Raw genomic sequence first — 26,709 nt, forward strand, 5'->3', positions numbered from 1 at the left:
CTGACACTACTGTTATTTTGGTTTTCAATCTGCTGCGCATGGAGATCGACAAGGCTCTCCAGCGTTCACGCCGTGCGCGTCAGCGTGCCGCCGACAAGGCTGCGAGCATGGATAAGCAGTTCAGTGCGCTCGCTGCTGTTTTAGCCGCCTCGAAGGGGGCAGAACAGGAAACAGCCGTGAAGGACAATGCGGATGTTGCGAGCGATGAAGAATCGGAAGATCCGGCGCCGTTCGTCCCACGTAACCGCCGCGAACGCAGGCTCTACGAGCAGGAGGTGCGCCGTGCGGCAAACCGTCTGACGCGCCGTCTGGCCCGTCAGTAGGCCCACATGTTTCGCACCTACGGCGCTCTGTCGGGGTGGGGAATGGCGGTTAACCACAGCTGCGGACCGCGATGCGGCCCTTGCAGTGGCCTGAATTCTCCCGACCGCTAACGCGGCCTGCCCCAGTCGCCTGATCTCAAACAGCACCCAATTCTCTACCCACCGGACAGTCCCGCTGCCCCCGCGCCTGATCTTAAACAATCCCCGTTCACTACCCACCGGACAATCCAGCTGCCCCTGCGCCTGCCGCCACCCTCTTGTAGGGATGCTCCACGGAGCATCCGCCATTCCCACGTGATCCCCGGACTCGGTTTTCCCGTGTGAAACGGCTGCACCGTGGTACAGCCCTACAAGTATGGAACGCCCCTCCACGCACGGCATCCGCCCCCGCCATCCCTACATGACATCTGCCCTGCATCAGGCTGGCCGCGTTAGCGGTCGGGAGAATTCAGGCCACTGCAAGGGCCGCATCGCGGTCCGCAGCTGTGGTTAAACGCCATTCCCCACCTCGACAGAGCGCCGTAGGTGCGAAACCGCGTCATGCGCCCCTTGCAGTTTTAGAGATTGAGGTTCAAGGATTTTTACTAATTTTGCAGTCGTGAAACCAAGAGTCGGCAAATTTTACCAAGGAAAAACTTTTGCTGACCGCCGGTTGTAATTCAGATATATATCCACACAAAAATATGAAGCTCAACAGACTACTGATCGCATGTGCTTTAGCGGCTCTCTTCGCCGGAAGCAGCTGCACGAAGAAAGACGAATCGGCCAACCGGCTTGTGATCCTCCACACAAACGACACTCACTCGGCCATTGACCCGGACCGCCACAACCTCGGCGGCGTGGCGCGGCGCGATGTGCTGATCGACAGTGTGCGCGGCGCTAATGAAAACGTCATGCTCATTGATGCAGGCGATGCCGTGCAGGGGTCGCTCTACTATACGCTCTTCGGAGGCGAGGTGGAACGCAAGGTGATGAACGCTATGGGCTATGACATCCAGATCCTCGGCAACCACGAGTTCGACAAGGGCATGGAGCAGCTTGCCAAAGAGTGGAAACAGCTCAACGCCGATCGCCTGAGCACAAACTATGACTTCTCAGGCTCGACGCTTGACGGCCTGTTTGTGCCTGCCGTGATGAAAAAAATCGGTGACAAGACCGTGGGCTTCATCGGCATCAACCTCGACCCGGCAGGAATCGTGACCGAGTCGAACTACACCGGCGTCAAATATATCGACGGCATCAAGGCGGCCAACGAACAGGCCGCAGAGCTGAAAAAAGACGGGGCCGACATGGTGATCGCCGTGACCCACATCGGCTATGACAACGAACCGGGTTACAGCGACATGGATCTTGCCCGCAACTCGCGTGACATCGACGTGATCATCGGCGGACACTCCCACACTGTGGTCAATCCTGCCGACAAGCGCGCCGGAGTCCCGACATGGAGAGTGGCCAACGCCGCCGGCGACACCATCAGCGTGTTGCAGACCGGATCAAGCGGCGTGAACCTCGGCGAGATCGACATCAACCTCGACACCAAGGAGGTCTCTGCCAAGCTCATCCCCGTCGACAGCCGTCTGGACAGCCGCGTAGGCTCGAAGATCGAAAGCATCGTGGCTCCCTACCGCGCGAAAGTCGACTCGATGCGCTCGCAGGTGATCGGCAACTCGCCTTTCGAGTTCGAACGCAAGTCGACCGAAATGCTCAATCTTCTGAGCGACTTTGTCAGAGTTCGCGGCAAGGAACTTTGCGGAAAGCCAGTCGATCTGTCGATCATGAACAAAGGCGGTATCCGCAATTCTCTGGCGGCAGGCCCGATCACACAGGGCAAGATCATCGACATCGCACCGTTTGACAATTCGATCGTCGTGCTTGAAATCAAAGGCAAGGATCTGCTCGACAACTTCGCCGTCATGGCCTCGCAGGACGGCAACGGTGTGAGCGGCAATGTCAATGTGGTCTACGATCCCTCGACCAAGAAGGTCAACAGCGCCACCATCGACGGCAAACCCGTTGATCCGAACCGCACCTACCGTCTGGCTACCATCGACTATCTCGCCGCCGGCAACGACTATATGGAGCCGCTGAAGAAGGGTGTGATGATTGCCAAGAGCCCCGAAGTGCTCTACACGATCCTGATCGACTATATCTCTGCCGGAAAACTCGACAGCCTGCTCGGATCGCCTGACAACAAACCGCGAATGAACGCATTCTAAAAATAAGAGCATACGACGAGACTATGAACGGATGGCTCACGCTTGGAATGCTTGTCATAAGCAACATCTTCATGACTTTTGCCTGGTACGGGCAACTGAAACTTTCTGAAATGAAAGTCATCACCTCACAGACGCCGCTTCTGACGGTCATATTGCTGTCGTGGGGTGTGGCTCTGTTCGAATACCTGTTCATGGTGCCGGCGAACCGCTACGGTTTCATCGGCAACGGAGGCCAGTTTTCACTGCTGCAACTCAAAGTAATGCAGGAAGTTGTGTCGCTGCTGGTATTCACGGTCTTCACAATCCTATTCTTCAAGGGCGAATCGCTCCACTGGAACCACTTCCTGGCATTCTGTCTGCTGATAGCCGCCGTCTACCTGGTATTCATGGAAAGCTGACGGGATCACTCGCCGATGTGGTAGAGATTCATCCGGCAGGCCTGACAGTCGAAGTCGGCCCGAAGTTTCAGAGGTCCGCTGACAAGTGTCAGCGGGCCTTTCCATTTACGGCCCTCAGGCTCGCGCAGACAGTGGCCCAGCTCACGGCGCAGACAGTAGCGGGTTGTCATCACCGGGGCCTCGCAGCGGTCGCCGCCGGTCTCGACTGCGGCACCGATCTCAACGGCCCCGTGGTCGGCATAGAACTCACGGGCAAGGCGGTTGGCCACGTTGTCATGGACGGTCAGACGGGTGCCCTGCGGGAGTGTGGCTTCCGCGTTTTCCGCACGCCGGATTTCATAACGGTAGGTCATGCGCGAGGCCCGCTCAAGAGCAGCGACACAGTCGCGGCGGAGTGAGGCAAGGGCGGAGGCGGGAATGAAGAAATCGCCTGCAAGGTCAGCGATCCGGCCCGCACGATAGTCAGTGGCTCCCAATTTGTCAAGAATCTTCCGGCGCGGACCTGCCTGCGGAGTGACAGCCGATTGCAGCGGAGAGTCAAGCACAGTGACCACCGAGGCCGAGACGCCGCGCTCGTCAGTCATTTCGAGCATGACGCGATCAGGAAGACGGACGTGAAGTGACATGTCGACACTCAGCGTGCGCGAGGACTTCGAAGCTGCGATCTGATCGTCAAACTCCTTGTCGCGGTTGCGATAGAGAGGAGTGCCGACAGGAACCGACTGCGGGGAGGCCGGGAAAAGGCGGTTGCCCTCAACACGGTTGAGCCGGAAGCCGGAAAAAATTCCCGCCGGGGTGAAAAATCCAAGGCCGTCACCGTTGGCCAGAGTTGCATCGAGCCGGGCGGTGATGAATTTCTGATTGCAGGCTGTGACGGTTCCGATTTTCGTGCCGATCGCCTTGGGACTCGCCATCGAAGCCATCCCCTTGGCCGGGGCGCGTCCTGTCAGGAAATAGGACGTGAAGCCGCGGTTGAAGCTCTTGTCAAGCGAGGGAGTGAAGCCCAGGCGGACCGTACCTGCCGACTGGCGGACATAGCGGCCCTCGCTTTCACTGACAAAGCGGTCTAGGATACGGCTGTAAGCGCCAACGGTGTTTCTGACATAGGCATCATCCTTCAGGCGGCCTTCGATCTTGAAAGAGCTGACACCCGCCGCAACCATCTCAGGGATGACCGACGAGCGGTTGAGATCGCGCAGCGAAAGCAGATGTTTGCCTCTGACAAGAGGCCGTCCGTCGGCATCAATCAGGTCAAAAGGCAGGCGGCAGATCTGCGCGCACTCCCCGCGGTTGGCGCTGCGTCCGGTGGAGACGAAGCTCGCACGGCAGTCGCCGCTGTAACTTACGCAGAGAGCGCCGTGGATGAAGGCTTCAAGAGGAGTGTCAGGGACGGCTGCATGGATCTCGGCAATCTCTTTAAGCGACAGTTCGCGGGCGAGGACCAGGCGCGAAAATCCGACATCGGCAAGGAAACGGGCTTTGGCCGCATCACGGATGTCGCACTGTGTGCTTGCATGCAACTCGATCGGGGGCAGATCCATGCGCAGGAGCGCCATGTCCTGGACGATGAGTGCATCGGCACCGGCGCGGTAAAGCTCTCCGACGAGCTTCTCAACGGACCGGATCTCGTCGTCATAGACAATCGTGTTGACCGTCGCATAGACCTTGGCTCCGAAACGGTGGGCGAAATCAGCCACACGGCCTATTTCAGCCACGGAATTGGCGGCGGCGCGACGGGCGCCGTGGCTTGAGGCGCCGATATAGACGGCATCGGCACCGGCGTTGACAGCCGCGATGGCAGTGTCGGCGGTGCGGGCCGGTGCGAGTAGTTCCAGAGGTGTCGGAGTCAGTATGGCCATAGAGACAATCAGATTGTTAAATGACGTTAAAACACAATTTTAATATTAAACCTAAGCGCTTTTGTCGAGTCAAAAAGACATAAAACGTAATAGAATTAGCTTTTTGATTATAATGATTGCTCTGCGTCGGCTCGTGAAGAGTGGCGCAGAGCACGTTTTTTGAACAGGGGGTGCACGTCGGCCATGAAAGGCCGCATCACCAGCTCTTCTATTCAGAAAACCCTCGCGGCGCTAATAATAAACGCTGCGAGGGTTATGATTATTGCCGCAGGGGGAACGAGACATCAGTCAATCGCCCCGGCTTCGGCTCGTGAAGCTGACGGAGATCAGTCAATGAAACTGTCGAGAGTGCGCACAGCCTCGATGCACATGCGGGAGTTGTGGTAAGGACACTTCCAGAATCCGGCTTTGTCGTCAGAACGGTTGACGGAACCGTCGGCAGCGCGACGGGACCAGTGCCATTCACCGGCGGGATCCACAAGATTGTCGGCGATATAGCGCCAGGACTGCCGGGCGCGCTCAAGCTGTTCGGGCATGCCGTGGAACTGCGCGAGCCAAAGCTGTCCGATTACGTTTTCGGCCTGGACCCACCAGTGCTTGTCGTTGTCATAGTTTCCGGCAGGATGACGCTCATAGACCATCGAGCCGTCGACACAACGACCCTGGAGGCCTGCGGAGGCGATATGGAAAGTGTGGTCAAGAGTCTTAGCGGTGAGAGCCTGGTCGCCGATGACATGGGCCGTCTCCAGGAGGAGCCATGAGGCCTCGATGTCATGTCCGTAGCTCTCGGCTCCCGGCTGCTCGTTCCAGTCGTCGTCGAAGAAGAGTGTCAGATGGCGGGTGGCGGGATTCTCGATGCGGTCAAGGAAAATCTCCAGCAGGTTTGCAGTAGCCTCCTCAACGTCCGGGACGCGGCTTTCGAAAGAAGCCGGACATTTCTCTTTCAGGGCGCGCAGCAGGTTGGTGTAGCCTTCGAGGATGTGAAGATGAGTATTCATTGTCTTCGAGGCGTTCGCATCATGGTCGCTGAGGCGCATGTCGGCGATCGGCTGCCAGTCACGGGCGGTTGCCTCGATGTAGCCGTTTTTCAGGCGGTCGCGCGAGTGCTTCTCAATGGCATCGAACAGCCCGACGGCAATACGCAGAGACTCCTCGTCGGAGCAGGCACGGTAATATTCCGAAAGTCCATAGATGATGAAGGCTATGGCATAGAACTGCTTCTTGGTGTCGAGAGGAGTGCCGTCGGCGTTGAGGCTCCAGTAGGCACCGCCGAAGTCGGAGTCAATGAAGTGTGAGACGATATAGTCACGCGCACGTGTGGCGGCGGCGAGATAGTCGGGGTTGCCGGTAGCGAGATAGGCTGCGGAGAATGACCAGAGGATACGGGCGTTCAGGATGGCACCTTTGGGTGCGTCGGCATCAAGGCGGTCATCGCCGTCGCGCCGCCCGTAGAAACCGCCACGCGGATCGGTCATCTTTTCAAGCCAATATGGAAGAATGTTTTGCGTCAGGTTGTCAAGCAGTTCCTGACGGAAGATTTTGATTGTTTCCTGATTCATTTTTTCATTCAGACGGGTTCGACAAATTCATCGGGGTCGGCATCAACAGGCTTCTCGCGCTGGAGTTTGAGCTTGGCGACGATTTCGGTCATCTCCTTTGTGCCGAGCGGATAGATCCAGACGATGAGCATCGAGAGCAGAGCCACACCGGCGGGAATGAAGGTCATGAGCATCCAGAGACAATTGATGGCGCTCTCAGGCTGGACGATATTCATACCCTGGTTGGCATCGGTGCGCTCAATGTAGCCGCAGCCGCTCAGAAGCCACATCACGGCAGCGCCGCCGATGGCCCCGCCGAACTTCTGTGCCATCGAAGCAGAGGAGAAGATCAGACCGGTGGAGGCTGTGCGGGTCTTGAGTTCGGAGTAGTCGCTGACGTCGGCATACATAGACCAAACCAGAGGCGACATCACGCCGGTCAGGACGGAAATCACGATCTGGAGAAGCAGCATCAGCAGCAGACCTCCGTTGGATGCGGGCGAGAGGGTGAAGAAGATGACGCTGAAGATGATCAGCAGAGCGTCGACCATGATGAAAGTCGGTTTCTTGCCGACCTTGTTGGTGATGGGCACAGCGAGGGCCACACCGACCATGTTGGCAACTTCGCCTACGCCAAGGAAGAGGCCTGAGTAGAAGAGGAGCGAGAGGGAGAAGATGACAATGTGCTGCTCGCCGCCGATGATGTCGGCGAAGAAGAAAGCGACAGTGGCGCCACGGACGGTGTTAAAGAGGTTGAAACAGAGCGACGCGCCGTTGAGAAGCCACCAGGGCTTGTTGGTGACGAGAGCCTTGAGGTCGCTTCCAAGCGAGGCCGAGCTGACGGTTGTGAGCTGCTCGCGGGTGAAATAGAAGCAGAGGAGGAAGAGGACGAAGCAGCAGGTAGCGATGACGATCATTGCGAACTGCCAGCTGCTCTGAAGCGACATGTCCATTGACGAGGAGAAGAATTTGCAGAGGGGATCCCAGGCGAAGAGGGCGATGAAGGAACCTCCGTAGGCAAAGAACATGCGGAAGGACGAGAAGACGGTTTTTTCCTGCGAATCATCGGTCATCACACCGAGCATGGCTCCGTAGGGCACGTTGATGCCGGTATAGACCGTCATCATGAGAATGTAGGTGACGTAGGCCCAGACGAGTCGAGCGGCATAGCCCCAGTCGGGAGTGGTGAACAGGAGGATACCGCAGATGGAGAATGGAGCGGCCACCCACAGCAGATAGGGACGGTATTTGCCCCAGCGGGTTTTGGTGCGGTCGGCGACAATGCCCATCATCGGATCTGAGACTGCGTCCCAGATGCGGGTGACGAGCAGGAGCACACCGGTGTCAACGAGACTTATGCCGAATACGTTGGCATAGAAAAACGGGAGATAGTAGCTGAAGACTTTCCAGAACATGGATGAGGCCATGTCGCCGAAGCCGTAGCCTATTTTTTCTTTTAAAGGAGCCATAAGATGTTAAGGTAAGATGAAACGGCGAATTGGCCCGCTCGGTCGATTGAGGGGCCAATTCGCAGATACGGTTTATTTGCCGAGGATTTCAAGATTACTGTCGATCAGGCGGTTGAGGGTCCTGACGGATTCAGAGGTGGAAAGGCCGTCCTCCGGAGTGTTGAGACAGTAGTCGACGAGGCGGTCGATGGTCGAGGTGGCCACGTGCATACGGGTGTCGGACGAAGCATAGTAGATGAACACCTTGCCGTCTTCGTCGGCGATCCAGCCGTTGGTGAAGAGGACGTTCATCACGTCGCCGATATATTCCTCGCCTACGGGCGCCATGAAGTAGCCGCCGGGAGATGCGATCTTTTTCCAGGGTTCCTCAAGCGATGTCATGTAGAGATAGAGGACATAGCGCAGACCCGAAGCGCAGCCGCGCACACCGTGGGCGAGATGGAGCCAGCCCTTGGGGGTCTTGATCGGGTGAGGTCCTTCGCCGTTTTTGGTTTCCTTGATGGTGTGGTAGTAGCGGCGGTCGATGATGGTCTCTTCGGTGACTTCGGCATTGGTTATGTCGTCGATCAGCGCCCAGCCGATGCCGCCTCCGCTGCCGGTGTCGATGAAACCGTCCTGCGGGCGGGTGTAAAGGGCATATTTGCCGTTGACGAATTCGGGATGGAGCACAACGTTGCGCTGCTGCGACTTGCACTTGAGGTCCGGAAGGCGCTCCCAGTTGATGAGGTCGCGTGTGCGGGCAATGCCGCAGGCGGCAGTGGCAGCCGAGAGATCTCCGGGGCAGGAATCGTCGTGACGCTCCACGCAGAAAAGGCCGTAGATCCAGCCGTCTTCATGGCGGGTGAGGCGCATGTCATAGACGTTGGTAGCGGGATCGTCAGTGTCAGGCATGGTGACGGGGTGAGGCCAGAAACGGAAGTTGTCGATTCCGTTGGGGCTTTCGGCCACTGCAAAGAATGATTTGCGGTCGTTGCCCTCGACGCGCACCATGAGCACATATTTTCCATTCCATTTGATGGCACCGGAGTTGAGAGTGGCGTTGCAGCCGATGCGCTCCATGAAATAGGGGTTGGTGGCGGGATTGAAATCATATTTCCATGTCGGCGGCACCATTTCGGCGGTGATCACGGGGTTGACGTAGCGTTCATAGACACCGTTGCCCTCAATCGCAACATTCGGACGGGTGACAAGTGCCTCATAACGGGCAAGGACAAGATTTTTGCGATAATTAAAAAGATCCATCGGAATAATTCAAAGTTTTTTATGGTTTGAAGTTTCAGAAACCCTGCGAAAAAGTATCGGAGAAAGGCTTGACGGGGTCTCAGTCAACAAATATGGGTCGGGGGGTTGAATGGAATTTGCGGAAGTCTGCTTCGGCGGGATGGCCGGTATAGGGAACATAGAAATGATTGGGTTTCTCGCTCTCGATGGCGTTGCGCCAGACGCAGACGTAGGCCACGGGGATGCTGTCGATCGCGGGAAGGAGCACACGGGTGTACCAGTCGGCGATTTCAAGGCCTTCGAGGCCGGTTTCGGTGAAGGCTGCGATCTTGCCGCGCTTGCGGGCCTCGTCAACCACGAAAGGAAGCTGCGAGCGGATGCGCTCAGTGAACTGCTCAACGCCGTTTTCACCGTCGAAATGATAGATGTCGGTTCCGAGAATGTCGACATATTCATCGCCGGGATAGGTGGAGAGATATTCCTCGCGGGTCAGATCCTTGTCAGGAGAGTAGGCCCAAAGGACATTGTCGACACCCTGGGCGTCGAAGCCCTGACGGGTGCGCTTCCAGAGCGCGATGTACTGTTCGGGCGACGCGCTGTCCTTGCCCCACCAGAACCATGAGCCGGAGTTTTCGTGCCAGGGGCGGAAGATGACCGGAATCGGATTGCCGTCCGAGTCCTTGAGCGATGCCACGAAACGGGCCGCACGGCTGATCCAGGCGTCAAGGGTGTCGGCAAGAGCCTTGTCGGTCTCAAGCAGACGCAAGGGAGCAGTGGAGACATCCCAGGAGTTTCCGCGCGAGGAGGGATTGACGGGGTGCCAGCTGATGGCATTGATGCCGCCGCGCTCGTGCTGAGCTGCGATCTGTGCCGCGATAAAGGTGAAAGGCACTCCGTCGAGGTTGCGGGCCGAGTCGAGTTCGATCATGCCGAGATCCCAGCTCATCAGGCCGGGATACTGGCCGGTGACGTTTCTGACGTCAGAAGAATCGGCGGCATAGGCCCAACGATGGCCATAGGCGGTGTCGTCATGATGGCCGAAGAAGAAGCGGCCTGAGGCGGAGGCAGAGTCGAGACGGGCCACGAGAGCCTGAACCGGAGAGAGAGAGTCAGTCGGCATCTGTTCGCTTGTTGCTTTGCCTGAGCCGCAGGCTGTCAGCAGACAGGCGGCTGCGAGGGATATGAGATAATTTTTCATCAGCTGGATGTGTGGAGATGACGAGGTAAGAACTGGGGGACTATTCAGCCCAGGATTACTTCAACTTTATTTTCGGTGCCTTCAGGCTGGAGGGGGATCACATTGCCTTCGACGGGCTTGCCGTTGACGATGATGCTCTTCACACCGCGGCTGACATGGTCGGGATTGGTGACGGAGATGCGGTAGGCAGCGCCACGGAAGCGACGGCTGACGTCATAGCCCTCCCACGATGCGGGAATGCAGGGATCGACGACAAGGCCGTCATAGCCGGGACGGATGCCGAGGATGAACTGGGTGATGGCATACCAGTTCCAGGCAGCGGTTCCGGTCAGCCATGAGTTCTTGGCCTCGCCGGGCTTCGCGGCGTCCTTGCCTGCGGTCATCTGGCAGTAGACATAGGGTTCGACCTTGTGCAGATCGCTCTTCTCTTCGAGATATGCGGGGCAGATCTTGCGGTAGTATTCCCAGGCGCGGTCGCCGCGGCCGAGGACAGTCTCGCCGATGATGACCCAGGGGTTGTTGTGGGCGAAGATGCCGGCGTTTTCCTTGTAACCTGCGGGATAGGTGGAAATTTCGCCGTAGTCCATGACATATTCGGTGAAAGCGGGGTTGTTGAGAACGATGCCGTGTTCGCAGTCGAGATATTTCTTCACTGAGTCGAGCGACTGTTCGAGCAGACCTTCCTCAAGTCCGATTCCGGCCATCGTACACCAGCCCTGCGACTCGATGAAGATCTTGCCTTCCTTGTTTTCATGAGATCCGACCTTGCGTCCGAAGTAGTCATAGGCGCGGAGGAACCATTCGCCGTCCCAGCCATGTTTCTTGACAGCCTCGACCATTGCCTCGACATGAGCGCGGGCGCGGTCGGCCTCGGCGTCGAGACCCATGCGGCGGCAGAGTTCCTCATAGTCGCGGCCATAGATGACGAACTGTCCGGCGATCATGAGCGACTCGGCTTTCGAGCCTTCCGATCGGTTTTCGGTGGTCTGGAACGATTCGTTAGGATCGTTCGAGAAGCAGTTGAGGTTAAGACAGTCGTTCCAGTCGGCGCGTCCGATCAGCGGGAGTCCGTGAGGTCCGAGGTTGTTGATGACGTGGTCAAATGAGACTCTGAGGTGGTCCATCAGGGAGACTTCCGATCCGGGCTGATTGTCGAAAGGCACGGGTTCGGAGAGGATCGAGAGATCGCCGGTCTCCTTGATATAGGCGACAGTGCCGAAGATGAGCCACATGGGGTCATCGTTGAATCCGCCGCCGATGTCGTTGTTGCCGCGCTTGGTCAGGGGCTGATACTGGTGGTAGCAGCCGCCGTCGGGGAACTGAGTGGAGGCGATGTCGATGATGCGCTCGCGGGCACGGGCCGGGATCTGGTGGACAAAGCCGACGAGATCCTGGTTGGAGTCGCGGAAACCCATGCCGCGTCCGATGCCGCTCTCGAAGAAGGAGGCCGAACGGGAGAAGCAGAAGGTGATCATGCACTGATACTGGTTCCAGATGTTGACCATGCGGTCAAGACGCTCGTCGCCCGAACGGACGGAGAAGCGGCCGAGAAGCTCGTCCCAGTAGGCGCGGAGTTCGGCGAAGGCTTTGTCGACTTTCTCAGGGGTATCGAATGCGGCCATCATCGCGCGGGCGGGAGCCTTGTTAATTATGCCCTTCGACTCCCACTTCTCTTCCTGGGGATTCTCGACATAGCCGAGCATGAAGATGAGATCGCGCGACTCGCCGGGAGCGAGGGTGATTTCAAGGCAGTGGGAGGCTACGGGCGACCAGCCGTGGGCCACGGAGTTACGCGGGCGTCCTTCCATCACGGCATCGGGTTCGTCGAAGCCGTTGTAAAGTCCGATGAAGGTCTCGCGGTCGGTGTCAAAGCCGTCGACGGGGGCATTGACGGTGTAGAACGCATAGTGGTCGCGGCGTTCCTTGTATTCGGTCTTGTGGTAGATTGTCGAGCCGTCGATCTCGACTTCGCCGGTGGAGAAATTGCGCTGGAAGTTCTCCATGTCGGTGGCTGCGTTCCACAGACACCATTCTATGAATGAAAAGAGCTTGAAGCTCTTGGGGGAGTCAGATTTATTGGTAAGCGTGAGCTTGGTGATTTCGGCATGGGTGTCGAGGGGGACGAAGAAGAGGGCCTTGGCCTCAAGTCCGTTTTTCTCGCCGGTGATGACGGTGTAGTTCATGCCGTGGCGACACTCGTAGGCGTCGAGCGGAGTTTTTGTCGGTTTCCAGCCGGGGTTCCAGACGGTGTCACCGTCCTTGATGTAGAAATAGCGGCCACCGGCATCCATCGGGACGCCATTATAGCGATAGCGTGTCAGACGGCGGAACTTGGCGTCCTTGTAGAAGCTGTAACCGCCGGCTGTGTTTGAGATGAGAGAGAAGAAGTCTTTATTTCCGAGATAGTTGATCCAGGGCCAGGGAGTGCGAGGCTCGGTGATCACATATTCGCGGTTCCGATCGTCGAAATAGCCGTATTTCATTGTTTTTTACAGTTAGTTAAATATGTGGATTGAAATCCTGCAAAGGTAACTAAAATGGAATTTCAAAAGAATAGAGGAAAGAAAGCGAAAAAAGAGAAGGGGGTATCAAAATGTTGCCTGATGGTATCGGTTTTGATACCCCCTTATTCAGTCCGGGCGATCCGGATCATTCATCAAAACGAGAAATCGCCCTGGTTAAGCACGAGAGGATTGTTGAGAACGGTGTTCCACTCGCCGTTGAGGTTCCATGTCAGGAATCCGGGGCCGTTGGCATCCTGCTCATACCATCCCATAAAGAAGCTCCAGAGAGCGTTGTTGTTGAACTGGGAATCGGGATCGAGGAGATTGCCGGTTTCTGTGAGTGCGATAATCTTGCTGCCGTTGGTGGCTTCCTGAATCAGATTGAAGACGGCTGACTGGTCAGACATGGCTTCCTTGTAGATGTCAGTGCCGACGATGTCGACATAGGCGTCACCGGGATATTCCGACTGGAGAGTCTCGACGTCGGCGAGGTCCATGCCATAGTTATAGTTTGCGGTCCATACCCAGATGAGGTTGTTGAGGCCATAGTCATTTGTCAGTGTGTCATGGAGCCATTTCCAGAGATCTTTGGTCACATCGACACCTGAGTTACCCCACCAGAACCATGTCCACTGGTATGCGCCGGCGGCTTCGTGGAATGGACGGAAGAGCACGGGGATGTTGGCATCCTGGAGAAGTTTCAGATAGCCTGCGAGCTTGGCCACGTCGGCGGTGGCTACTGTGTTTTCGCGGGTGCCGGGGGTGAGTACCTTGGAGGCATCAAAGCCTTTGACATCTTTGGTGTCACGGCAGGTAAGCTCGAAGTAAACGCCGGTGACGGTGTAGTTCTGACCTGAAATGATGACACCGCCTTCACGGATCTTCGCAGCGGCTTCGCCATTGAGGCGGACGCGATATTCACCGGCGGCTTTCTGATCGTCGGTAAGGTCAAAATATCCAGTGGACGGCATGACGGCATCCCAGTCACTACCCTTGACAGCTCCCTGAGCGTCAGCGGCTGCATCCTTGAACTTGACGACAAGATAGGTGCCGTCCTGGGTATTTTCCCAGAAGGTCATTGCACCGGGCATTTCCTCTTTGTCGAGACGGAGATTACCCCAGTCACCAATCTGGCTTTCACCGGTCCAGACTTCCATCGGGACGTTCCAGTGCCAGGTGACAGCGGGGATGCTGCCGGCGTTCCAGACTTTCTGCACGGGGGTGATGTCGCCGTAGTCAATCCAGTTGGAGGGCGAAGATGCGAGGTGGATATAGTCAAAGCCTACGATTGCAGGGAATTTGCCGGACTTCTCCTTGATCAGATCGCAGAAGGCAGTGCCCCATGCGACCTCACCCATTGCGCCGGAGAGCTGCTTGACACCGTAGTTGTCGAGAAGGAACTGATAGACCTTCCGGGCTTCGGGAGTGGCGTTGGGGTTGGTGAGCGACTTCGCGAGGTTGGCGGGATTGGCACCGGCGTTGGTGTTGAATGTGATCGTCATGCCTTCGGCCATCACTTTGGGATTGTCGCTGCGATAGAAGGCACCTTCGGGAATCACAAGGGTGTAGTCCGTATATGGTTTAAGGGATACGGGGATGATCACCTGCATGCGGTTTTCAGGATTGACAACCGGAGTGAGAGCCTGACCGTTGAGAGTGACAGCCTTTTCCGCATCAATCCCGACCAGATTGTTGTAGTCGAGGGTGATTTTGTCAAGCTGACCGGCATGTACAGTCACACCGTCGGTAACCGATACAGAACGGTTGACCATCCCGATGCCGTCGAGCATGTTGTAGCTGTTGTCGTCGTCATTACAAGCTGAAAGCGAGAGGCTGACCACAGCTGCTAAGAAATAATATTTAATCTTGTTCATTTTATTGGTATCGGATTTTTTAACCCGCCTGCGGACAAGGTCTTGTCCGCAGGACGGGATTTTCAGTCATCTTTATTCGATAGTCACTTTGTCAAGACGATAGCCCTGGCCGGTGATGACGAGTCCGTTATTGGCCACGAGGTCATCAATGATCTCCTTCGTCAGCGAGACTTCAAGGAGGTTGTTTTCAGGAGTGTCGATCTGGCTGTAAACATTGCCGGGAAGATTTGCCCAGCCATCGCCATGACGGAGAGAAATACACCACCATTCGCCGGGAGCGACTGCCGGGGTCATGTAGAAGCGGAGGATCTGACCGGGTTTGACAGAAGACCAGTCATAGCCATCCCATGCGAGGTCCTGGTTGCCGCCCCAGGCGCCGCAATCCCAGGCACCTGTCCAGATAGCGGTTTCAAGAGATATCTCCCATTCGATGTCGACCTTGTTGAGTACGAACTGAGATCCGGTGATGACAAGACCGTTGCAGGCAACGATGTCCGCAAGGACTTCCTTGGTCAGGACTACGGAGAGAACGCCGTTTTCAGGATTGTCATACTGGCCGGGGATCGGGGCGGGCAGATTGCCCCATCCGTCAGCGTGACGGAGAGATACGCACCACCATTCGCCTTCGGCTACGGTCGGAGTCATGTAGAGAGTCAGGGTCGCACCTTCGGGCACCTGGCTCCAGTCATAGCCGCCCCATGCAAGGTCCTGATTTCCGCCCCAGCCGGTGTTCTCCCACATGCCTGACCAGATGGTCATTCCGACATGGGTAGCAGGAATAACAGCGATGTCATAGCTGATCGAACCGTTTGACGAAACAAGGGTGAAGTTTGAGTTCTTTCCGGCGGAACCGGGAACCTGAATAATGAGCATCGAACCGTTGAGGATGTACTGGACGTTCTGACCGTTGACCTGTACGCCGGTAAGTTTATCGGCATTGGCTATTGTCACTACGAAAGTTTCTCCGGCACGGATCTCGGTGTCTTCACCGGGAAGTTCAGTGGCATAGGCACATTCGGGAGCCGAGAGTTCGACATTGCCGACTTCCACGCTCTCGCCGTTTGTCAGAGTGAGTGTTACGGCGTTAGCTCCGGCTGAAAGGGTTGCGGGGACTGTCACGGAGAATTCTGTCGATGTCGGGTTAGAGACTTCGACTGTTGTCGAGCCTGCAAAGGTGATTGAGGCTACGTTCTGAAGGTTGCGGCCCTTGACGGTGAGAGCGCCGGCGAGTGCGGCGGGCTGCGGGTCAAAGCCTACGGCTTCGGGCTTGAGGGTAGCGACGGCCACCTCAACTGATTCGCCTGAGGCGGTGTTGAGGATGAGGTTGCCGCTCTGAGTTCCGACAGGGACAACGAGGGTGATTTCAGTGGCCGACTGGGTTTCGGGAGCCACAGGCTTTTCAACATTGGGGAAGACCACTTCGGTGATCAGCTCCATGTTGAGGCCTTTGAGTTTGATGACGTCACCGGCCCAGATGTCAGCGGCGGGTTCTGCAACTACATCTTCGGGCACTGCGACTCCGATAGTGGCAACTGCGATCTCAACGCCTGAGGCGGGAACCATGCGGATTGTGCCGTTTGACACGTTGGCAGGAAGTACGAATGAAAGCTCATTTCCTTCGTCATTGATAGTAAACTCGACTTCATCACCGTTAGGCATCACAATCTTTGTGACGAGGTCGAAGTCGGCACCCTTGACGGTGATGGTGTTGCCGGGCTTGACACCTGTAAGGTCAAGAACGTTTTCAGCAATCGGCAGAGTGACAACGAGTTCTTCCTCTGAATAAATCCAGTTAGGCATTTCAGCTGCGTCGCTGAGAATGATCTTGCCAGACTGAGCCTCAGCGGGAACAAGGAGCTTGATTTCAGCACGTGAATGAGCAAGGAAGTCATCTTCCGACACAACCACATCCTTGCTGAAAATAACTTCGTGGATGAGATTGAGATAATCACCGGCAATGGTGAACTCGTCACCGGGCTTGACAGTTGTCGGAGCGAAGCTTTCAAGCGAGATAGGCTCGGTGAAAGAAATAGGAGTCTTAGTCGTAATGGTGCCTTTGGCATATTTCAAAGTCACCAGACCGGGTTCGGCATTCTGGGGAACGGTGATACGGATTTCGGTATTGGAAATAACCCTGATGTCGGTTATCTCACCGGTACCGGGAAGCGTGACAGACTGAATCTGATTCATGCCGGAACCGAGGAAGCGGAGTTCACCGCCACGGGCAACGGGACACGGACCAAAAACATTCAGAGAAACCCCTCCCACATATTGGTTGGTATTGAGGTCATTGTCATCGTCACAAGATGTAAATGTGACACCAGACAGCATCAATGCACCAGCCATTAGCAATGCTGAGAATTTATATTTGAAGTTCATTGTTATTCGTATTAAAATCAGCGAATTAATTATTCGGAACAAGGCGGATATTATCAATGGCGATATAGATCCGGCTTGATACTTCCGAAGACTGAGAGCCGGCATAGACAATAAATGTAAGGCCTGAGAAAGATTCTGCACTCAGCGGAACTTTAGGAGTGTCCGCATAACGGGTGAAGACAAAATTCGAGAGCGGAATGGTGACGGTGGTCCAACGGCCTCCGGTATCGTAAGAACCTGTTGAGCTCCAGGGAGTCCAAAGAGCACGTGCGTTGTCATCACTGCCGATATAACCGTTAGTAGGATTATTCTCCATGTTTGTCTCGGCATAAGAAGTGAAGATGCAGTTCAGCGCAACACCTGTCCACGGAGTTGACGACGGGATGCAGACCTCAAACTTCAGGGCATAGTCAGACCAGGATGTGGGATCGAATTCATCGCCGAGCATGGTGCTCAGTTCCTGGTGGCCGTCGGAGACATTGGGCCAGTAGTTGAACGAAACGGCATCCTCATCAGGCCAATCACTATTGGTCATTAACTCCTTGTTGAAGAGAATATAGTTGCCGTCAAGAGGTTCGATACCTTCCACCGCTCCTGTCTGGAGGACTTTTTCACCGCTGCGCCAGCCGTTGCCGATGGCAAGACCGTTGACGCCGTCCCAGTCGAAAAGCATGCCGCGGGTATCGCGATAGTGCAGCGAACTCTGACCGGTTCCATAGATGGATGTCACGGAAATCGTGCCTTCAAGATCTGCATTCTGCGGAACAACAACATTAAAGGAGTTTTTGGTTATTTGGGAAACCTGCTCTGCCTTGATGTTTCCAGGGAAAGTTGCGTAGAGGGGTACGTTGGGATCGTCAATAAAGAAATCGCCGTATACGGTTATTTCTTCACCCGGTTTGGCCCATTCGTTGGACACAGAAGTGATGACCGGTTTCGGAACAAGGACCTTGAAGTCATATTCAGTTCTTTTTCCTGCCTTGTTGACCATATAGATCTTATTTGTCACTTCCTCAGGAATACCGCCGGGGATAGCGACAATAAAGGTATGGTCTGTCAGATAGCTCGTGTTGAGGACCGCTTTCTGATCATTGAAATAAATTTCATTGATGCTGCGAAGATTGTCACCGACAAGACAGATGACGCTCTCCATGTAGGCTGCTTCGATAAGAGAGTCTGCCGATTCCACTGAAGCCATGCGGACGTATTTGACAACCGGTGTTCCACCCGTGGCTTCAAATTTATCAGGCTGATCCTCGCATGAAGTGAGGGAAAGCCCCAACACTCCCGCCATGAGGATTATCGAAGATAAATATTTATTTAATTTCATGTCGTGATATACTGATTTGAATATTAATAAGAATAGGTTGAACGGATATCAACGCGAACCGGGTCGTTCATCAACGAGGGGTTGAACACGATATCGGTTTCAGGAAGAGGAAGAGTGTATTTCGACTTGTCGACAGTAATGTTAGGCTCGATTTCTTCAGCATAACGTACAGACTCTGTGAGCACCCAGCGACCTGTCTCATAATATGTCTTATAGAGGTCATCAAGTCCGTAATAAGTGGATCTGCGCTGGCTTTCAAGCTCACGGCTGCAAGCTGCGGCATCGTAATAGCTGCGGCGGACGTAGTCAAACCAACGGTCACCCTCGAATGCGAGTTCCAGGCGGCGCTCTTTCCAGACATCGTCAAACGATACGGATGCAGGACGGGTGGCGCCGTGAACGGCACGAGAGCGCACGGCATAGAAAGCGTCGATTGCCGAAGCGTCGGAAGTCGAAGAGTTATTACCGATTACAGACTCGGTATAGACAAGATAGATGTCGGAGAGACGGAGCAGATGGGTTGCAAGGCCGTTGGCCTGATCCTGCGGATAATAGCCGAGGCCCTGATAGTGATCCTCAGAGTTTCCGTAAAGATGCTTCACCTGATTAGCGCCTGTTCCTGAATTGAGCGAATAAGTCTTACCGGGTGCATAGTCAGCATCGTAGAGGAAGCGCAAGTAGTCGAAACCGCCTTTGTTGCGCCAGAACTGCGGATAGACGTCGCCGGGCATCATCATCGTGGCTTTGCGGCGGGTGTCAGCCGAGGGGTTCTGCTCAGGCGAACGCAGCGGGCTTACGCCGAAAGCGTCCTGAAGGTCTGCGGAAGGCACTGTCCAGTCGCCCCAGCACATTCCGTAGCTGTCGAAACCGTTCATACCAACCTCCTGCTGCAAGTAGTTGTTGGCAGTCCAAGGATCACGCGAACCATACCAGGCAAGAGAAATCAAAGCTTCCTGATTCTTATTAAATTCCAGTTTGAAGTTGTCCTCATAGTTAGAGAGCAGACTGCGACCGGAATTGTCAATCACATCTTTGGCATAACGAGCTGCTGCATCAAGATCATCTTGATTTCGGCTGCCTTCCAGACCAAGGCCGGAACGTGTCAAAAGAACTTTTGCCAAAAGGCCTTCAGCAGAATAATAGTCAATGCGACCGGGTTCGTATTTTTTGCCGTCAAGAAGTTTCATGGCTTCTTCAAGGGTCATCACGATATATTCATAAATGTCACGGCGGTCGACTTTCTGTTTTGTATTGGATATACCGGCACCGATTTCAGAACCGTTGTCATGGACAAGAGGTACATCTCCCCAAAGTCTGACAATATAGAAATAAGCAAGAGCTTTCAGGGTCAGAGCCTCACCCATAGCGCGTTCCTTGGCATAGCCGGAAGCGTTGGCACCTTTCAGGAGTCCGTAGACGGTGTTGCAGTGTGCATTGGTCTGCCACAAAGCCTCAGAACACTTTCTGATTTTTTCATGGCTTCCATCGACAGAGAAGAGGACAAAAGGAGCATTGTCACCGCCCTCGTGGCAGTTGCCTGCAAGGTCTTCGGTTATATGATAGATCTGCTGGAGCATATCGTTCCAGGGCATACTGTACAGATAGTTGACACCCTGATAGCACTCTTCATCACTCTGATAGAACTGGTCTACAACATAGCCGTCTTCTTTCGGACGATCGAGAAAATCCTCACATGAAGAGAATCCGAGGCCCATCAAAGCAACAGGAATGCAATATTTTAAATTTGATATTTTCATGATTTGGAATCTGAGAAGTTAGAATGAAACATTTAAGCCGAATGAATAGACTGTCGGCGAGGGATAACGGCCGTTGTCAAGTCCATAGACATTGGCAGAAGACGAACTTGCCCCGATTTCAGGATCATAACCTTTATATTTGGTAAAGGTGTGAAGATTCTGCAGATTGCAATAGACTCTCAGGTTTTCGAGTCTCATTTTGCGGATCAGCCTGGAGGGGAAAGTATAACCTAAAGTAATGTTCTTGATTCTGATATAGGAACCGTCTTCTATGTAACGGTCCGAGATGCGGTCGTTAGCGTTAGGATTACCTGTTGTAAGGCGTGGAATCTTAGTCTTATAATTGGCTACACGTACATTGGTGATATCATCATACCAGTACTGTCCGTCAGGATAAACCTTGTCGGGATCAATAGGCACAAGCTTGGCTCGGTCGTTGACAACAGCCAGCTGATTACCCCACGAAGAAGTCATTTTTGTAAGATTCTTCGCCATATAGTTCATGACCTTGTTGCCGTATGAACCGTTAAGGAAAATAGAGAGATCGAAATCCTTGTAATGGAAAGTATTTGTCCATCCGAATGTGAATTTGGGCATCGGAGAACCAATGTCTGTACGGTCGTATGCGTCGATTACGCCGTCAGGCACACCGTCGGGACCGCTGATATCCTTGAACTTGATGTCGCCGGGCCATACGGTCTGATTTCGGTTGAAGACACCGTTAGTCGGATAGGCCGCGGGCTTCGGAGAGTTCTGGATGTCTTCAAGATCGCGGTAAACACCGTCGGTCACATAACCGAAGAAATTGTAGAGCGATTTACCCACTACGGAACGTGATACTTCATCAGACCACTGGCCATAGCCCATGATGACCGAAGCATCACTGCCGTCGATCTTGATAAGTTTGTTGCGGTTGAACGAGATCACGAAATCCGATCCCCAAGAGAAGTCTTTGGTATCGATGGGACGGGTGTTGAGAGTGATTTCAAGACCCTGGTTGCGGATGTCGCCGAAGTTGCCCCAAGGCGCTGTAAGTTGAGAAGATTCGTTTCCGTTTGTTCCCATATAGGTCGGAAGCTGCTGTTTCATGAGCATATCCTTGGATTCCTTGGTATAGAGGTCGAGGATAAGGTCGATGCGGTTGTTGAGGAAGGAAAGGTCGAGACCGATATTCCACTGTTCCTGAGATTCCCATTTGATATTCGGGTTGGCAATCTGAGTAGGACGATAGCTGACTCCAAGACCGGTCATGATGCGTGAGCTGAGCGGCGAACCCCATAGATAGCTTTTATCTCCGGCATTACCGGTCTGACCCCAGCCGAGGCGGAGTTTACCGTTATTGAACCAGTCGGCGATACCTGAGAAGAATTTCTCATTGCTGAAACGCCATGCTGCGGCAACAGAGTGGAATCCTGCCCAGCGGTTGTTTGGACCGAAATTCGACGAACCATCATAACGATAGGTATAGGTCAGCATATAGCGACCGTCCCAGTTAAGGGTCTCGCGAGTGAAGAAGGAAGCCATCGCACTTGAACCATAACCATTAGTAAATGCTTGTGTTCCGGTTCCGAGATATGGATTGTGGACAAGGTCATTGGGGAGGCGGGTATTGGAGATTCGTGTATCCTCATATTTGGATTCCCAACATTCCTGACCAAGCATTATCGAATAGTTGAGCAGACTGATCTTGTCGCTCCATGTAAGGTAGTTCTTTACCTGCCAGAAAGTATATTTGCTGCGCGACATCGCCGCAGAGTTCTCATCACGCTTCCAGGAACCGAGGTCGATCACAGGTTTGTAGGTCTGTGCTTTTACCCAGTTGATATCATAGCCGAATTCAGAATGCCACACGAGTTGCTTGACAGGCTGAATTTCCAAGAAGAAGTTGCCGTTGAGTTTCTGACGTCCGAGCTTGATTTCGTCGAGCATCGCGATTGCCACGGGATTGGGATTGGTCTGGCCTTCGCGCACAATGGTCGCATAGCTTCCGTCGATATTATAGATAGGTATATCCGGATTGGTTGTAAGCGAATAGTTTACAATACCGTTTTCAGAATCTGCAAGTTTCAGATTTTCATCGGTATTGGCATAGTTGGCTGACAAACCGAGTTTCAACCAAGATTTCAACTGAGAATCGAGGTTGACGCGGAATGAATAACGAGAGAAATCAGAGCCGATGATAGTACCTTCCTGATCCATGTATGAACCGGAAACATAGTACTGAACTTTTTCGGTACCACCCTGTACGCCTACCTGATGCTGATGCTGGAGAGCGGTGCGGAAAATTGCATCCTGCCAGTTGGTACCCTTACCGAGCAGCGAGGGATCAGAAAGATAGGGATCGGATTTTGCCTGTCCGTCAGCGACAAAGTCGTTGAAATATTCGGCGTATTCACGCAGGTTCATAATGTCAAGACGCTCGTTCTGACGCTGCCATGCAACCATACCGTCGTAGGTAAATTTGGCTTCGCCTGCTTTACCGCGCTTGGTGGTGATGAGCACAACACCGTTGGCGCCCTGTGCACCATAGATGGCGGTTGCGGAGGCGTCCTTTAGAATTTCCATTGACACGATGTCAGAGGGGTTGATGGTGGAAAGAGGTGATACTGATGTAACATCACCGTTTCCAAGAGCATCACCAAGACCTAACGCGTGACCACTTGATCCACCTGCTGACTGAACGATCACACCGTCAATAACGTAGAGAGGCTCTGCGTTGGCGTTGATGGTGGCCTGACCGCGGACGCGGATAGAGCTTGACGAGCCGGGAGCACCGGATGTGGCAACTGCTGACACACCGGAAGCACGTCCCTGAAAAGACTGGTCGATGTTGGTGATGACAGAACCTTTGATCGCATTTTCGCCAAGCGATGTTGAAGCACCGGCGAGGTCGCTCTTTTTCATGGTACCGTAACCAACGACTACGACTTCGTCGAGAACTTCGGAGTCGTCTTCAAGGGTGACGGTCACGTCGGTGCGGCCGTTGAGGGCCACTTCCTGGGATTTCATTCCCACGTAAGAAACTATGAGAACGGCTTTTGCTGACTTCACTTTAAGCGCGAAGTCGCCGTCGATACCTGTTGCGGTACCGTTGGCGGTGTTGCCCTTCTCTTGCACTGTCGCGCCGATAAGCGGTTCGCCCGACTTATCCTGCACGATACCTTTCACGGAGACCTGTGCGACGGCGGAGAGCATAAAGCATAGCATCAATGCCGTCAACAGACCTCTAAGGCCAAAATTTTTACTTTTCATATTGCAATTTTAAGGTAAGAGATATTGGTTTTAGGGTTAATGTTTGCGTTTATATCAGGTTTATCTTTCTTCTATGTATGGCAAAATTAGTGTAAAGCCCCCATAGCGCCTTACACTTTTTTACCACCTACTAACACTTTTTTGCAAATAATTGAGCAGTGAGTTAAATTCTGATACTATTTTAACCTAAACTGCGTTAAATTTATTTGTGTAAGATTTACAATATCCTCACAATCGGGCATTTGCATTCCGGATGATCGAGATTGTGGTCGAATCCGAAGCGAAGACCGAGTTCAGTCCCTGGGCTTCCTGGGCGGGATCGCCGGTGTAGTCGTCGCCCGGCTGCCAGGTCTCATGGGCGGGCTGCGCATAGCCTCCCCATCCCCAGAAGTTGAGTCCGGCAAGTTTGCCGCCATTGGCCACTTCGTCGAACACATAAGTATAATAGCTGTCACGGCCTGTTACGGGCGAACCGGGAGCTATGGCCATGCCGTCGCGCGGGTAGCCGAATTCTTCAAGCACGAGCGGTTTGATTTTCGACCGGTCGCCACCGGCGAGGGCCGCGAGGGCCTTGTGATGGTCTGTGATATAGGCTGCGGTGTTGGCGATGGCCGTACCGACGCTGTCGGTCAGGTTGTGAGGCTTGACCCAGCTCCAGTTGTAGGGCCAAATATGAATGGTAGCATAGTCAATCTCAGGATTTGAATGGATTTCCGACCAGAGGTCAAGCGAGTTTTCGCATCCCCAGGAGCCTTCGCTGCCGACCGAGACAAGATGGTTGGGGTCGATGCTTTTGATCAGACGGGCAGTCTCGGCGATCCATTCGGCGAAGGGGCGCATGCTTTCCTGGGCGAAGGGGCGCGGTTCGTTGGCGATCTGCCAGGCCATGATGGCCGGAGACTGACTGTAAGGACGGCCTGTCAGGCTGTTTTCGCGGCCTACAATGTTGCGCACGTGGGCAGCGGCAAGGGCTTTGGCTGAATCGTTGCGCACGAAATTGGCGGCATAGGCCATGTAGGCGGGATAGCCTGCGTCGGCGGGATTGACGGCCTTTCCGGCTCCGGCCCATTCGAGATAGGTCGAGAAGCCGCCGCTCCACTCCCAGGCGTTGTTGAGATAGATGACGGCTTTCATTCCGCGCTTTTCGAGATCGGCTATCAGATAGTCAAGACCGCGCAGGAGGGTGTCGTTATATACTCCCGGCGCTGTCTGGAGGGTCGGTGAGATGTGTGAGGCGAGGCCTTCATCGCCGTCACCGCCGGCAAGGATACGGAGGTTGCTGACACCGATTTGCTGCAAGCGGTCGAGTTCGCGACCGAGACGCTCGCGGTTTCCTCCGCGTCCTTCCGAGGCGAGTATGGCTCCATACCAGAAGTTGGTGCCTACGTAGCGGTAAACCGAGTCACCGATGTAGAACTGTCCGTCACGGACGGTCACAAATGTAGTGTCGGTTTCAACAGAAACCGATGATTTTCCGCCACCACCTGAGCAGGAGGAGAATGTAGATCCAAGAAGAGAGAGAATGGCGGAAAGCATCAGAAATCTATATTTTTTCATGTGTTTTTAGTTTTTGCAGCCTCTGATCGGCTGCGGGTCAGTGGAATTGTTAGGGAACCTTAGCTTAGAAATTGTATTGGTTTGTATCTTATTCGCTTCTGCAAGGTGAAAAGCTGCTGTCTTGCAGAGGGCTTATTTTTCGGCGATGTTACATGCGCGGCGGGCGTCGGTCCAGTCATCGGTCCGGAAGGGGATGAGCGGCATTCCGTTCATGTCTTTCAGCGTTCCGATGGCAAAGTTGTTGAAGCAGTAGCGGACGGCTTTTATATCCCTGACCTTGTCGGAGCTGACGGTGACAGTGCGCTTGTTCCAGTCCTCGGAGGCCTGTGCGGGATAGAAGATGTGGTCATCTCCGGCCACTTCAAAGCCCTGGAGGTTCATGTTGGGGTTGAGTCCGGCGTCGGCGTTGTTGAAGCTGATCTCAGCCTTGTCGCCACGAAGATCCACAGATTTGAACGACGGGTAGGTCGCGGGGATGCCGCCAATGCCGTAAGTGCGGCTTGCGGCCATGAACGCGAGGCGTTCGCCGATCTCCTGCTTTCTGCGGGCGTGGATATCCTCAAGTTCGTAGGGATATATCAGGTCAGTGGTGCAGACAATGCCGCTGTTCGGGGTGATCCGGGCGGCTTTGTGCTGACACTCGCGGAAGAGTGCGGCGGCTGTTTCCTCGCCGTTGCCGTATTTCCAGCCGGGCAGCTCGACAAAATAGAACGGAAGTTCGCCGAGGCCCCACTCGTCGCGCCAGATCTTGACCATGTCGCGCTGATGGCCGGGATATTCGTCGTGACGGCCTACGTTAGATTCTCCCTGGTTCCACAGGAAGCCTTTGATGGTATAGCCGATGACAGGATGGAGCATTGCGTTGTACATCACGTTTATGCGCTCATATTCTTTCAACAGCGAATCGGCAAGTGATTTTTCTTTCTTCACATCCCAGCCGGGATATTCGTCGAGCTTCCACTCCGGCATCCAGCCCTCGACTTTCGAACCGCCGTAGGCACAGCTGATGATCCCGACGGGAACGTCGAGGATGTCGGTCAGCGACCGGGCGAAGAAATAGCCCAAGGCGGTGAATTCGCCGGCATTTTCCGGGCGCGAGAGCTTCCACTTGCCTTCGACTTTGTCTTCAGGCGTATAGGAACCGCACTTGGGAATGGTGGCCACACGTATGCCGGGATATTTGCCTGAATAGGCTATCGCCTGCGCCGCACCTTCGACCGGCTGGCACCAGAAGCCGCGCAGAGGCATCTCCATGTTTGACTGGCCGGAACAGAACCAGACTTCTCCGATCAGCACATTGTCAATCCTGACCGGGGCTTTCCCGTCGTCAAAGCTCACACTCTGCGGAGTGAACGAGGCTGCCGGAGTGGCTACGCTTACTTCCCAGCGACCGGTCTTGCTGTCGGCCTTGGCCTGATAGCTTTTGCCGCCGCTCCATGAGGGGCTGACCGTCACGGTGCGGCCCGGATCGGCCCATCCCCAGAGCTTGGCCTGGGAGTTCTGCTGAAATACGGCATTGTCGCTGATGATGTCGGGAAGTTCGACCGCAAAGGCGTTTGCGGCAAGGGCCGAAAGGAGCAAAGCGCTTGTCAGACGGCTTTTAAGAGGGTGTTTCATAACAATAGTTAAAATCTGAGCGAAAGTTTTGAGGTGGATATGACTCTGAATCGAAGGAGCATAGCGAGCTATGTGACTGAGATGAAGAGTCATAGGCGCCCAAAACTTTCACAGGCGATGGTATTATATTTTCTTTTTTTAATTACTACTGGTGCGATAAAAATCGCGTTAGTTTAGAAATCATCAAATAAAGAGAGTTCTTTGACATTTTGGTCTG

At 54.4% G+C, this 26,709-nt stretch carries 16 protein-coding genes; 3 read left to right on the forward strand and 13 right to left on the reverse strand.

Translation table 11 applies throughout. The annotated features are described in order from the left end of the window. The 3 genes from K2H17_RS08120 to K2H17_RS08130 all read left to right on the forward strand — a co-directional run. On the forward strand, window positions 1-323 hold a 323-nt coding region (locus tag K2H17_RS08120; protein ID WP_300133604.1), incomplete at its 5' end, for a hypothetical protein. Window positions 324-1,006: 683 nt separating this feature from the next. After that, window positions 1,007-2,539, forward strand: a complete 1,533-nt coding sequence (locus K2H17_RS08125) for a bifunctional UDP-sugar hydrolase/5'-nucleotidase (RefSeq protein ID WP_300133606.1) — start codon at window positions 1,007-1,009, stop codon at window positions 2,537-2,539. A 23-nt stretch (window positions 2,540-2,562) separates the two neighbouring features. Then, window positions 2,563-2,937 (forward strand): DMT family protein, encoded by a 375-nt coding sequence (locus K2H17_RS08130; protein ID WP_300133608.1) that lies wholly within the window; start codon window positions 2,563-2,565, stop codon window positions 2,935-2,937. 5 nt (window positions 2,938-2,942) lie between these two features. Here K2H17_RS08130 and K2H17_RS08135 read toward each other — a convergent pair whose 3' ends face one another. The 13 genes from K2H17_RS08135 to K2H17_RS08195 all read right to left on the reverse strand — a co-directional run bounded on the left by K2H17_RS08135 (window position 2,943) and on the right by K2H17_RS08195 (window position 26,492). Then, complete coding sequence (locus tag K2H17_RS08135; RefSeq protein WP_300133611.1) at window positions 2,943-4,796, reverse strand: U32 family peptidase; 1,854 nt, start codon at window positions 4,794-4,796, stop codon at window positions 2,943-2,945. 326 nt (window positions 4,797-5,122) lie between these two features. Next, complete coding sequence (locus K2H17_RS08140; protein ID WP_300133614.1) at window positions 5,123-6,355, reverse strand: AGE family epimerase/isomerase; 1,233 nt, start codon at window positions 6,353-6,355, stop codon at window positions 5,123-5,125. An 8-nt stretch (window positions 6,356-6,363) separates the two neighbouring features. Continuing rightward, a complete protein-coding gene (locus K2H17_RS08145; RefSeq protein ID WP_300133617.1) occupies window positions 6,364-7,803 on the reverse strand; it encodes a glycoside-pentoside-hexuronide (GPH):cation symporter in 1,440 nt (479 codons plus the stop codon). A gap of 72 nt (window positions 7,804-7,875) precedes the next feature. Next, window positions 7,876-9,045 carry a glycosidase gene (locus K2H17_RS08150; protein WP_300133620.1) on the reverse strand — a complete coding sequence of 390 codons (1,170 nt, stop codon included), beginning with the start codon at window positions 9,043-9,045 and terminating at the stop codon, window positions 7,876-7,878. A gap of 79 nt (window positions 9,046-9,124) precedes the next feature. Further along, on the reverse strand, window positions 9,125-10,222 hold the full coding sequence (locus K2H17_RS08155) for a glycosyl hydrolase (RefSeq protein ID WP_300133623.1): 1,098 nt from the start codon (window positions 10,220-10,222) through the stop codon (window positions 9,125-9,127). Window positions 10,223-10,266: 44 nt separating this feature from the next. Next, window positions 10,267-12,705: a glycosyl transferase gene (locus K2H17_RS08160; protein WP_300133626.1), complete on the reverse strand. Its 2,439-nt coding sequence runs from the start codon at window positions 12,703-12,705 to the stop codon at window positions 10,267-10,269. Between the two features lie 173 nt (window positions 12,706-12,878). Further along, a complete protein-coding gene (locus K2H17_RS08165) occupies window positions 12,879-14,600 on the reverse strand; it encodes a glycosyl hydrolase (protein ID WP_300133629.1) in 1,722 nt (573 codons plus the stop codon). Between the two features lie 72 nt (window positions 14,601-14,672). Next, window positions 14,673-16,979 (reverse strand): hypothetical protein, encoded by a 2,307-nt coding sequence (locus K2H17_RS08170; RefSeq protein WP_300133631.1) that lies wholly within the window; start codon window positions 16,977-16,979, stop codon window positions 14,673-14,675. A gap of 25 nt (window positions 16,980-17,004) precedes the next feature. Continuing rightward, entirely contained in the window at window positions 17,005-18,309 is a 1,305-nt protein-coding gene (locus K2H17_RS08175) for a glycan-binding surface protein (RefSeq protein WP_300133633.1), read from the reverse strand. 23 nt (window positions 18,310-18,332) lie between these two features. Next, window positions 18,333-20,066, reverse strand: a complete 1,734-nt coding sequence (locus K2H17_RS08180; RefSeq protein WP_300133635.1) for a RagB/SusD family nutrient uptake outer membrane protein — start codon at window positions 20,064-20,066, stop codon at window positions 18,333-18,335. 18 nt (window positions 20,067-20,084) lie between these two features. Beyond that, a complete protein-coding gene (locus tag K2H17_RS08185; RefSeq protein WP_300133644.1) occupies window positions 20,085-23,261 on the reverse strand; it encodes a TonB-dependent receptor in 3,177 nt (1,058 codons plus the stop codon). Between the two features lie 285 nt (window positions 23,262-23,546). Then, the gene (locus K2H17_RS08190; protein ID WP_300133638.1) at window positions 23,547-24,875 is read right to left on the reverse strand and encodes a beta-mannosidase; all 1,329 of its coding nucleotides are present in this window, start codon (window positions 24,873-24,875) and stop codon (window positions 23,547-23,549) included. A gap of 132 nt (window positions 24,876-25,007) precedes the next feature. After that, entirely contained in the window at window positions 25,008-26,492 is a 1,485-nt protein-coding gene (locus tag K2H17_RS08195; RefSeq protein WP_300133641.1) for a sialate O-acetylesterase, read from the reverse strand. Between the last annotated feature and the right edge of the window lie 217 nt (window positions 26,493-26,709).

This window comes from Duncaniella sp. (assembly GCF_029054785.1).
Classification (GTDB): domain Bacteria; phylum Bacteroidota; class Bacteroidia; order Bacteroidales; family Muribaculaceae; genus Duncaniella.

Bases quoted from the DNA above. Each gene is read 5' to 3' on its own strand.
- K2H17_RS08135 (WP_300133611.1), bottom strand. From the start codon at position 4,796: ATGGCCATACTGACTCCGACACCTCTGGAACTACTCGCACCGGCCCGC.
- K2H17_RS08145 (WP_300133617.1), bottom strand. From the start codon at position 7,803: ATGGCTCCTTTAAAAGAAAAAATAGGCTACGGCTTCGGCGACATGGCC.
- K2H17_RS08155 (WP_300133623.1), bottom strand. From the start codon at position 10,222: ATGAAAAATTATCTCATATCCCTCGCAGCCGCCTGTCTGCTGACAGCC.
- K2H17_RS08150 (WP_300133620.1), bottom strand. From the start codon at position 9,045: ATGGATCTTTTTAATTATCGCAAAAATCTTGTCCTTGCCCGTTATGAG.
- K2H17_RS08185 (WP_300133644.1), bottom strand. From the start codon at position 23,261: ATGCTCTCCGCCGTCGCACAGGTCTCCGTGAAAGGTATCGTGCAGGAT.
- K2H17_RS08170 (WP_300133631.1), bottom strand. From the start codon at position 16,979: ATGAACTTCAAATATAAATTCTCAGCATTGCTAATGGCTGGTGCATTG.
- K2H17_RS08175 (WP_300133633.1), bottom strand. From the start codon at position 18,309: ATGAAATTAAATAAATATTTATCTTCGATAATCCTCATGGCGGGAGTG.
- K2H17_RS08125 (WP_300133606.1), top strand. From the start codon at position 1,007: ATGAAGCTCAACAGACTACTGATCGCATGTGCTTTAGCGGCTCTCTTC.
- K2H17_RS08195 (WP_300133641.1), bottom strand. From the start codon at position 26,492: ATGAAACACCCTCTTAAAAGCCGTCTGACAAGCGCTTTGCTCCTTTCG.
- K2H17_RS08165 (WP_300133629.1), bottom strand. From the start codon at position 14,600: ATGAACAAGATTAAATATTATTTCTTAGCAGCTGTGGTCAGCCTCTCG.
- K2H17_RS08140 (WP_300133614.1), bottom strand. From the start codon at position 6,355: ATGAATCAGGAAACAATCAAAATCTTCCGTCAGGAACTGCTTGACAAC.
- K2H17_RS08190 (WP_300133638.1), bottom strand. From the start codon at position 24,875: ATGAAAAAATATAGATTTCTGATGCTTTCCGCCATTCTCTCTCTTCTT.
- K2H17_RS08130 (WP_300133608.1), top strand. From the start codon at position 2,563: ATGAACGGATGGCTCACGCTTGGAATGCTTGTCATAAGCAACATCTTC.
- K2H17_RS08160 (WP_300133626.1), bottom strand. From the start codon at position 12,705: ATGAAATACGGCTATTTCGACGATCGGAACCGCGAATATGTGATCACC.
- K2H17_RS08180 (WP_300133635.1), bottom strand. From the start codon at position 20,066: ATGAAAATATCAAATTTAAAATATTGCATTCCTGTTGCTTTGATGGGC.